The following is a 10,026-nucleotide window of genomic DNA, read 5'->3' on the forward strand; positions in this document are numbered from 1 at the left end:
CCTACCTCCTGTCCTTACTATGCAGTACAACCACATAGCCAGCTGGGCAAGTCACTGACACTTCCCTATCTATATATTCGTTAGAAGCGTACACTTTTTTAAAGAAAAAATTCTGCTCTGTCAACTCATACTTGGCACCAAGAATAGTCAGCTGACTATCCCGAACCGGCATAAAGGCTAGATAGTCATAGTCCGAGCGAGGTTCTAGCTGACTGGTCCCTTCTGGACAATAGGCAATCAAATTTTGCCCATCCTCAATTTCTATTTGACGCATATAAGGCGCCAACTTGGGGTTGCTAGGAAGAAAAACATTGGCCAGCATATGGTCGATACGACCACCCAAAGCACCGAAAATAGTGACCTGAGCCTGAGGATTTTGCTCAAAGATGGTTAAGAGAGCCAATTCCAAATCGGTATCATCTTTTTCTGGTCGGGCTTGAACAAAATGCTGGGCACGTTTTTGAATCACCTGTCGCTCTTCTGCAGTGACAGAATCAAAATCTCCAACCGCTAGAGCAAGAGGTAGGTTTTCCTCCAAGACCCAGAGCGAGCCCCGATCCACACCAACAAAACCATCAAAGTCCGTCCGATAATGACCACGGTCTCCGCCTGCAAAAACGGCAACCCTAGTCCAGTTGTTTTCTGAGAGTTTGTACTCGCTCATTGACATCTCCCTTAAAGACATAGGATCCTGCTACAAAAACGGTCGCACCAGCTTCTTTGGCTTGAGCAATCGTTTTATCATCAATCCCACCATCCACTTCGATTTCAAAGTTCAAACCTTTTTCCTCACGAAGAGCAACCAACTCACGAACCTTATCCATGGTTTCTGGCAGAAAGGCTTGCCCACCAAAACCTGGATTAACCGTCATGACTAAAACTTGGTCAACTAGATGAAGAACGTGCTTGATGGCTTCAACTGATGTGCCAGGATTGATAACGACTGAAGGCTTAACTCCGAGTGAACGAATTTTTTGGAGGGCGCCATGAATATGAGGCGTTGCTTCCACATGGATGCTGATGATATCCGCTCCCGCACGCGCAAAGTCTTCCAGATGATGCTCAGGGTTTGACACCATCAAGTGGCAATCGAAAACCATCTTACTATGAGGACGAAGGCTCTCGACCACACCTGCACCAAAACTGATTTGCGGTACAAAATGACTGTCCATGATATCGATATGGGCATACTCTGCCCCAGTTGCTTCTAGGCGCTTGATTTCACGTTCAAAGTTGGCATAATCTGCTGCCAGAATTGACGGAGCAATCTTGTATTGAGACATAGGTTTCTCCTTATTTTGGAATTTTTTTGCTGACTTTTTTGTAGGTTTCTCTACGATTTTCAATCTCACTGAGGAATTGCAGGTAGTTGTCAAAACGGAAGGACGCAATGGTACCTTCTTCAACTGCTGGTTTGACAGCACAGGGCGGCTCATGGGTATGGGTACAAGTACGGAACTTGCAGTCTCGACTAACACTAGCAATCTCTGGAAAGGCCTGATTAAGGTCTTCCGCCCTTGATACTTCATAGTCCAAGGATGAAAAGCCTGGTGTATCTGCGATTTTACCCCCATTGAGGTTGTAAAAACTAACAGTTCGAGTGGTATGGCGACCGCGCCCCAGACTGTCTGAGATTTCTCCTGTTTCAAGGTTGAGGTCCGGTGCGATTTTATTGAGAAGAGTTGACTTCCCAACACCTGTCTGCCCCATAAAGACCGTAACCTTGCCTGTTAACAAAGGCAGGAGTTCCTCTTTACTGGTCACAAAGTCATAGCCGATGTCACCATAAGTCTGTTGGTAAAAATCCAGTTCTCCTCTATCTTCCAACAAATCCATTTTGGAAATATAGACGATGGGATGAATACCCTTGTGCTCCAAAAGAACCAAGAAACGATCCAGCAAATTGCTGTTAAAATCAGGTTCCTTGACGGACATGATTACTACAGCTTGGTCAATATTGACAATAGGCGGACGGACCAGACTGTTTTTCCGTTCATGAATCTTGAGGATATAGCCCTCTGAATTTTCCTCCGCAGAGAAATCTACCCAGTCCCCAACGTAAGGGGTATGGCCTTTTTTACGGAAATTCCCACGCGCCCGTGTTTGATAAACCTGGCCATCACTCTCCACATAGTAGAAACCTGCCAAGGCTTTAATAATTTGTCCCTGCATCTTAGAGTCCTTCCCCTTTAAGTGCGTCTGCTAGACCGGCAAATTCTGCCAAGCTGAGAGCTTCCCCACGCACACTTGGTGACAAGCCTGCTTGGTCCAAAGCCTTAGTCAGCTTGTCCTTGACTTCCTCAGTCTTGCCAAAGTAACCTGTCAGGTTATTCCACAAGGTTTTTCGGCGATGGGTGAAACTTGCCTTGGAAATCTTAAAGAAAAAGTTCTCGTCTTCCACTGCTACGGCTGGTTCTGGACGGCGCACCATTTTCAAAATAGCAGAGTCCACGTTTGGCGCTGGCACAAAGACCGTACGAGGCACGATGAAGGCAACCTTGGCAGTCATGTAATACTGAACCGCAATCGACAAGCTACCGTAAGCCTTGGTGTTAGGCTGGGCTGAAATGCGGTCCGCTACTTCTTTCTGCATCATGACCACAAACTCACTAAAAGGAATGCCACTCTCAATCAAGTGCATGAGAATAGGCGTCGTGATGTAGTAAGGCAAATTAGCCACTACCTTGATTGGCAGGTTAGGATTTTTAAAATTTTGGATATGTTGCGCCAAATCAACCTTGAGAATATCTTCGTTAACTACAGTCACATTATCAAAATCACGCAGGGTATCTACCAAAATTGGCACCAAACGGTGGTCAATCTCAAAAGCCATGACTTGGGCTGCACGCTCAGCCAGAAACTCCGTCAAGGCACCAATACCTGGCCCGATTTCGATGACATTGACCTGGTCATCAATTTCAGCCGTATCCACAATTTTTTGAAGGATATTGGTATCCGTCAGGAAATTTTGCCCGAAGGACTTTTTAAAGGTAAAACCGTGACGCTCCAGCACTGCCTTGGTCACACTATAATCTGCAATTCTCATCTATTCTCTTTTCTATTATCTGTTACTACTATTGTAACACATTCCCCTTGTATTTTGGGGGTGAAAATCATACCAAAAAACTATCTTTCCTCATGAAGAAAGATAGTCTTGGAAATCTTTAAAGGGGGACTGAGCGGTTCTCTCGAAACATACGTTCGAAAAAATCAGCTTCTTTATAACTTCGATTTTCAGGTAGGGTCAAATCCACATCCTCCTCCACATCGTCCACTGTCAGTTCAACCGTTTGAGGTAAATTTTTCAAACGATAATGCTTTTGTCTTTGCCCTTCAATGCTAGCAAAATCAAGCAAATAGCCATTCACTCGGATTTGAACTAAAAGAAGATGATTGGTCATGTTTTCCATGATGAGAATATCTTCTAAACCACCTCTGGCACTAGGATAATCAGATACCCTGCGAATACGGATTTTTTCACACATGAGCAAGCTCCCTCATATCAATAATTTCATCGGCCTTATTCCAGACTAGGGGATTATGGGTCGCAATGATGATCATTCGATTTTCATCTTTCAAGCCCACCAATAGATTCATAACCTCCTCTGAATTTTCAGGATCAAGAGCTGCTGTTGGTTCATCTGCCAAAATCAAGGGTGGATTTTTCAAAATAGTCTTCGCAAGGGCAACTCGCTGAGCCTCTCCCCCAGATAAAGTATAGATTTTTTGTTCTAAATCCAAATACCCTAGATTAACTTTTTCTAAAGCCCCCACTTGCCTTTCCAAACGTTCTACTTTTGAGATTTTCTGACCAACAAAACCCAAATCCAAATTTTCTTTGATTGATTGGTTTTCTAAGAGGCCGAAATTTTGAAAGAGATAGCCCATCTGGTCTCGAAAATACTCACGAGTGGGAATGGTTTTTAAATCTTTCCCCTGATAGAGAACCCTTCCTCCATCTATCTTTTCTAGTTTGCCTAAGATATTCAGCAGAGTCGTCTTTCCGCTCCCACTCTTTCCGATTAAGGCATAGACCTTGCCCTTCTCCAGCTTGAGATTCAAACCAGAGAAAATCGCGCGGTCATTAAATTTCTTTTCCAATCCTTGAATATCAATCATCTTATTTTCCTTTCAATACTGCCATGCTACCAGCTTCTTCTTTTTTGTCCTGCCTTACTAAAATCAAGAGGGCGTTAAGCGTAAACAAAGCTACAACTAGAGCGCTAATCAAGCTATCTCCTGTCAAAACACTAGATAAGATTAGACCAAGCAAGAGAACTCCTCCTTGCGCCAGTAAGTACTTGCCATGAAGCTCATAAATTGTCATACCAGAAAGACGTTTAATCATAAGCTCCCGTCTGAACTGCTCAAAATAGAGAAGACTCATGGAATCAAATAACAAGATAGCCGTAGACAGGGTCAAAATCGTCCCAATAAGGAGAGAGTAAAACTCCACCCGTTTGTCATTTAGTACCTTGGCAAAAAATAGCTGGCTTTTTACCAAGTAAGAGACCTTGTGATACAGACCTTGCTCTTTTAGAGCGGTAATGCTGTCTCCATATCGATCTAGTTTCAAGGCACTATTAGCCGTAGTTCCCCACAACATCCCTGCAACAGGTCTTGTTCCAGTCGCTTGTGGCGTTAGAACTACAATAATCGGATCTTTTAAGTACTGGCGTGTCGTCTTGTACCCATCGTTATAGAGGAAGCGTTCCTGTCCTGTTTCTGTAAAATCTAGCCTTAGCTGTGGGAGGTAGTGTTTCTGACTCGTCACTTCTACACTTTCAGATGAAAATCTTTGCAGGTAATCTGTAAACAATCCTTGGTAGTAGGCAGACTGCTCTCGCAAGCTCTCAGGCAAAATCAGCCCAAACTCTCCCTCAGACAAGTTTTGCATCTTATCCATAAACTCTGAAGAAACGGTAATCTTTTCTTCTATCAGATAGCGCGGTGAGACATAGATGACATTCCCTGACGGTGTATAGTCATTGAGACGATTGCCATCTAGGTCCACTTCTGCTCCATCTGAGAAATTGTCAACATTGCTCATAATATAAAAAGAGTCTGTATTGGCTAACCGTTCTTCAGTAAATGTCTGCCACTCACGATTATCCTTACGCATTCCTTCTTCATCGGCAAATGCACTAGACCAACCAAAGGATAGACGGTAACGGTCTGAGGACTGGCTCCATTTATCGCTAGCTTTCTCCATCTCCTGCATTTCACGGTAGTGGGGTAGGAGAGTAGTCGCACTCGAACCGACAACCAATACAGCTAATAGTTGCCCCATCATCATCAATGTCATCATCCGTTTGAGAGGGAGTTTCCCTTTCAATAAATCCACCAGACTATTTTCCTGTAATCCAAGTAGATACACGACACTTAGTAAGGTAGAAATCCCGGCCAAGGTCAATCCATAAAGTAGAAGAGCAATGATGACCAGTTGCACCGTTGCCATAAACAAGGCACCTTGATACCAGAGAATCCCCAATCCCAAAAGACTGGATACCAGCACTGAGCAGATAAGCTGTCTCACATCTTCTAACACTGGTCTGAGAGCCACCCCAAACAAGCTCTCACCAGCGATTAAGCGAATCCCTGCCTGACGAAGGGACTTGATCCGATAAATCAGGGTCAGACTCATAAAAGTCAGCAGAAAAATAGCTAGACTCAGTAGCCCCATTGGGGTAGCAGACAAGAGGACGACCATCGAAAATGCCTCTGTTCTATTCGAGACAACACCATTATAACCAAGTTCTTGCAGGGCGGTCTGTAAGCTCACTCCATCCAAACTTCCTGATACAATCAAGTAAGACCCTAATAAATCACTCGTTTCTGCACTCTCCTTGGAGGAAATGGTCAAACCTTCTGGAAGCTCTCCCTGACCATAAGTGGCATAGGTAAAGCGTGTTTCTCCAGCTTCATTTGGCTCAACAATTCGACGAGCGATGAGACTATTGTGCTCTACCGCCAAGTGACTCAAAGCCTCTGTCAGTTTTTCTCGATCAGCTACTGATTGGTCTAGCCCAGTACCCATCACATCAACAGAGGGATAGTTACCAAATAAAATCTCTTCTCGATGATCAACGGAATTTATCACCATATAAAGCGATACCAATACCATTGAAATCAAAATAAATAAACGTTTCATCACTTCCTCCAAAAAGTTACTTGGTCACTTAGTGAGAAGGCGACCACAGTCACTGCCATGTTAAGAAGTTTATTAAGTTCTTTCTACTAGCAACATCTTCAAATATATTATATCCGTTTTTTCAAGAACTATCAAGGACATCAATGTCCTTAAAATCTAACTCTTTCATATTATTTTTAGCTTATATCTAAAAAAACAGCCCTAAAAACGAACTTTAGAGCTGTTTTGATGCGAGAACAAGGACATTTTTGTCATTGCTTCACGATATTTATAAATATTTTTTTAAATCTTCTTGCCATTGTTTTTCTAACATAGTAACTAAATAAGAATTTTCTATTATATCAGCAAATAGCTTCGATTTCTGATAGAACTGTTCGGCAGATACATAATCATTGTTTATTATTAGAGATAATTTCCACTCCAACATTAATATAATTGGTTTCTTCTGGAAATCTTGTGTTTTTTCCATTATATGATTAAGGCTAAAGATATAAGCTTCTAGTGAATCATAAGACGACAAATTATCCAAACAGGCTAGACCCGAAAACAAAGTGTTACTTAAAGCAAACAGATATTCTGGTGCAATTAATTCCACATGATTTGTCAAACGAACTAAAAACGAATGAATTCTGTTAATTTCTTCAATCTGATTTTGACCTTGTTTTATCTTTGTAAGCACTGTAGCAAAATATAAGTTGATAACTTCTAATTCATTTATCAAAAACAATTCCTTATCATAAATTCTTTTAAAATAATCGTCCAGTACGGTTTCCCCGTATTCTGGTCGTCCGCTTCGAATAACATCTATCGTTGTTCTAGTAGCTCCAAACCATACTTTCTCCTCATTAGGAAGTTGCTCATAAAATAAATCCTCTATCTCTTCCAAACACGCTTCCTTCTTATCGTACTCCTCTTCTTTACCATAGATTGGTTCACGTAAAATCTGGTATTTCAATTCTAAATAAGCAGAAGGAAGAGCTGAAAAATCCGGCAGAAGGCTATAAACTGGAACTCCTAGCCGGCGAGCAATATAGTCTAACTTGAGCAAACTCGGTTGCGAAGCTCCACTTTCAATTCGCGACAGTTGACGAACTGTCAGTTCTTGCTCATCTCCACAAAAATCTGGACGACTAACTCCTTTTTCTATCCGAATCTCTTTAATTTTTTGACCAATTAACATCAGACGCCTCCTCTTCTACCTGCTTCGAAAAATACTGTGAAACTTAAAAAATTGTAACGGTCACATCTTTCCTACTCATAAGATTTCATAGCTTCTTCCACTTCTGCCAAAGTAACCCCAAACAACTCTAGGCGTTTGAGGAGTTGCTTGCCGTTAGAATAGCCGATTCGGAGAGTCTCTCCGAGATATTCTCTACGCTTACGGCTGTCTGCCCCTGCTAGAAAACCAAGGCGAATCAAATCGCTACGACTAATGTCAAACTGACTCTCATGTTCAAATTGTTCTGTCACCTGAGCTAGAGCCGTTTTCAGGTCTTCATAGCTGGCATGCTCAATTCCCAGAGAACGCCCCTTGGTCTTGGACTTGGGAACAGCTTCATCTCGCTTGAGAAAGGCATGCTGAACTGTTGGAATGGCCGTCATAATCATGCGCCGAATCCGTTCCCCATTAAAATCTGGGTCTGTAAAGACAATGACTCCATGGCGTTGGTGTAGACGTTGAATCCGCTCTAGATCCTGGTCATTGATAGCAGAACCTCGTGTCTCATAGGTCTCTACATCGAAGTAACGTTTGAGATTGGCCGTATCATCGCGACCTTCAACTACGATGACTTGGGAAATTTTTTCTTTCATTACTTGCTGTCCAATCCAAAAATTCGCTCTGCATTTGCAGTCGTTGCCGCCGCTAACTCTTCTGCCGTCATCCCACGCAAGGCAGCAATAAAGTCCACCACATAGCGAGTATAGGCTGTTTTGTTTTCGCGGCCACGCTTGGGTACAGGAGCCAAGTAAGGCGCATCCGTCTCCACCAAAAGCTTATCCAAAGGTAACTCTTTAGCTGCTTCTTGGATGTTAGTTGCCTTCTTAAAAGTCACCACTCCTGAGAAGGAAATGGTCATACCAAGCTCGACAAACTTCTCTGCCCACTCAAGCGTCCCTGAAAATGAATGCATGATACCACCTCGAGAGCCAACTCCCTCGCTCTTGATAATCTCATAGGTATCTTCCAGCGCATCACGGGTATGGACAACAAAAGGCAAATCCAAGTCCTTAGATAGCTGAATCTGACGGCGAAAAACCTGCTCCTGCACCTCTTTGGGCGCTGTCATCCAATGATAATCCAAACCAATCTCACCCAAAGCAACTACCTTTGGATGCTTGAGCTTATCAAGCAAGTAGTCTTCAATTTCCTCTGTGTAAGTCCCTGCTTCTGTCGGGTGCCAACCGATAGTCGCATAGAGCTGGTCATACTCATCTACCAACTCCAAGGCACGCTTAATCGTCGGTTTATCAAAACCAACAATATTCATCTGTGTCACACCCATCTCAGCAGCCAAGGCAATTTCTTCTGCCTCACGACCTGCAAATTCTTCTACATTCAAGTGTGTATGTGTATCAAAAATCATCTCTTCTAACCTCGTTTTCTATCTTCTATTATACCAAAAAAGAGGAGGGGCACCCAATTTTTCGGTTTCCCTCCTCTCTTCAATAGAGCTATTCTGCTAGCTTTTCTATCCGATATTGCCCATCTTCTATTCCACAGTTAGAGACAGAAGAGACTGGTTGCATTGATAGAATAGAATATCCCTGTTCAGCTAAAGTGTGTGATTATCTTGGGTTCTCACTTTTCTCATCCATCACTAGGATTGATGACTTCTCAAAATCCCCCTTATAATCTAACTTTAAGTAGAGAATAGAAATTTCTAGCTGTCCTATTTTCTACGTCTAGCCTTTCTTCCTAGCAAAGCAAAACCACTGGTTGCCGCCACTAGACCAAGACTAGCAAGTGCTGCACTTGATGCTGAACCTGTGTTAGGTAATTATTTGCCAGCAGGCACTTTAACAGTTGATTTTTCATCAGTAACTATGTACTACTCTAGATTCAATCTATTATATAAGAATGTTGAGTTACTAGCTCATCCTTCCATTATCTCTTATATTACAAAATACTCCATAATCTCCAGTAGAATAAATCTGGCTAGAGATTATGGAGTTATTTTCAGCCTTAATATCCTATCAAAAAATAATATTAAGATTCATTCAGTTAGATTTAGTTTACCAATTCACCATTAGCATTGACTCTATAGCCGTTTACTGTTGTATTGACTGCAAGCATACCTGATTCATCTACATAGTACCATTTCCCACTAACTTGGAACCATTGGCTAACTTTCATATCGCCATTACTGTTGAGGTAGTACCATGAACCATTGTCTAGTAACCATCCTGTGGCCATTGAACCATTACTATTGAGGTAGTACCATGAGCCATTGTATAGCAACCATCCTGTGGCCATTGAGCCATTACTATTGAGGTAGTACCATGAGCCATTGTCTAGCAACCATCCTGTGGCCATTGAACCATTACTATTGAGGTAGTACCATGAACCATTGTCTAGCAACCATCCTGTGGCCATTGAACCATTACTATTGAGGTAGTACCATGAACCATTGTCTAGCAACCATCCTGTGGCCATTGAACCATTACTATTGAGGTAGTACCATGAGCCATTGTCTAGCAACCATCCTGTGGCCATTGAACCATCAGTATTGTAGAAGTACCACATTCCATTTTCTTTTTTCCAACCTCTCGTCATAGAACTATTACTGTTGAGGTAGTAGAATGAAGAGTTGCCGAATAAGAAACCTGTACCCATTGAACCGCCTGCTGGAGCTGGCATTGAATCTTCCGCTGGT

The 10,026-nt window shown here is 42.5% G+C and carries 10 protein-coding genes and 2 pseudogenes; all 12 read right to left on the reverse strand.

Features of this window, described 5'->3' with window-relative positions; genetic code table 11:
- Position 1: 1 nt before the first annotated feature.
- Entirely contained in the window at positions 2 to 664 is a 663-nt protein-coding gene (locus HT669_RS04000) for a thiamine diphosphokinase (RefSeq protein ID WP_172922339.1), read from the reverse strand.
- A complete protein-coding gene (gene rpe / locus HT669_RS04005) occupies positions 627 to 1,283 on the reverse strand; it encodes a ribulose-phosphate 3-epimerase (protein WP_172922338.1) in 657 nt (218 codons plus the stop codon). Before rpe ends, HT669_RS04000 begins: the two co-directional genes overlap by 38 nt.
- 10 nt (positions 1,284 to 1,293) lie before the next feature.
- Positions 1,294 to 2,172: a ribosome small subunit-dependent GTPase A gene (gene rsgA / locus HT669_RS04010; protein WP_172922342.1), complete on the reverse strand. Its 879-nt coding sequence runs from the start codon at positions 2,170 to 2,172 to the stop codon at positions 1,294 to 1,296.
- Position 2,173: 1 nt separating this feature from the next.
- The gene (rsmA, locus tag HT669_RS04015; protein WP_172933630.1) at positions 2,174 to 3,046 is read right to left on the reverse strand and encodes a 16S rRNA (adenine(1518)-N(6)/adenine(1519)-N(6))-dimethyltransferase RsmA; all 873 of its coding nucleotides are present in this window, start codon (positions 3,044 to 3,046) and stop codon (positions 2,174 to 2,176) included.
- Between the two features lie 118 nt (positions 3,047 to 3,164).
- On the reverse strand, positions 3,165 to 3,485 hold the full coding sequence (locus tag HT669_RS04020) for a hypothetical protein (RefSeq protein ID WP_172933631.1): 321 nt from the start codon (positions 3,483 to 3,485) through the stop codon (positions 3,165 to 3,167).
- Positions 3,478 to 4,119: an ABC transporter ATP-binding protein gene (locus HT669_RS04025; RefSeq protein WP_000565534.1), complete on the reverse strand. Its 642-nt coding sequence runs from the start codon at positions 4,117 to 4,119 to the stop codon at positions 3,478 to 3,480. The genes HT669_RS04020 and HT669_RS04025 overlap by 8 nt, the downstream gene beginning before the upstream one ends.
- A 1-nt stretch (position 4,120) precedes the next feature.
- Entirely contained in the window at positions 4,121 to 6,151 is a 2,031-nt protein-coding gene (locus tag HT669_RS04030; RefSeq protein ID WP_172933632.1) for a bacteriocin-associated integral membrane family protein, read from the reverse strand.
- Positions 6,152 to 6,419: 268 nt separating this feature from the next.
- A complete protein-coding gene (locus HT669_RS04035) occupies positions 6,420 to 7,331 on the reverse strand; it encodes an XRE family transcriptional regulator (protein ID WP_172933633.1) in 912 nt (303 codons plus the stop codon).
- 71 nt (positions 7,332 to 7,402) lie between these two features.
- Positions 7,403 to 7,963, reverse strand: coding sequence for a ribonuclease M5 (gene rnmV, locus HT669_RS04040; protein ID WP_050302807.1), 561 nt, complete (start codon positions 7,961 to 7,963; stop codon positions 7,403 to 7,405).
- Entirely contained in the window at positions 7,963 to 8,736 is a 774-nt protein-coding gene (locus tag HT669_RS04045; RefSeq protein WP_172933634.1) for a TatD family hydrolase, read from the reverse strand. Before HT669_RS04045 ends, rnmV begins: the two co-directional genes overlap by 1 nt.
- A 306-nt stretch (positions 8,737 to 9,042) precedes the next feature.
- Positions 9,043 to 9,177: pseudogene (locus HT669_RS04050) on the reverse strand (LPXTG cell wall anchor domain-containing protein); the annotation flags it as partial.
- A gap of 203 nt (positions 9,178 to 9,380) precedes the next feature.
- Positions 9,381 to 10,026: pseudogene (locus HT669_RS04055) on the reverse strand (N-acetylmuramoyl-L-alanine amidase family protein); the annotation flags it as partial.

This window comes from Streptococcus sp. 2100 (assembly GCF_013276335.1).
Lineage (GTDB): Bacteria > Bacillota > Bacilli > Lactobacillales > Streptococcaceae > Streptococcus > Streptococcus pseudopneumoniae.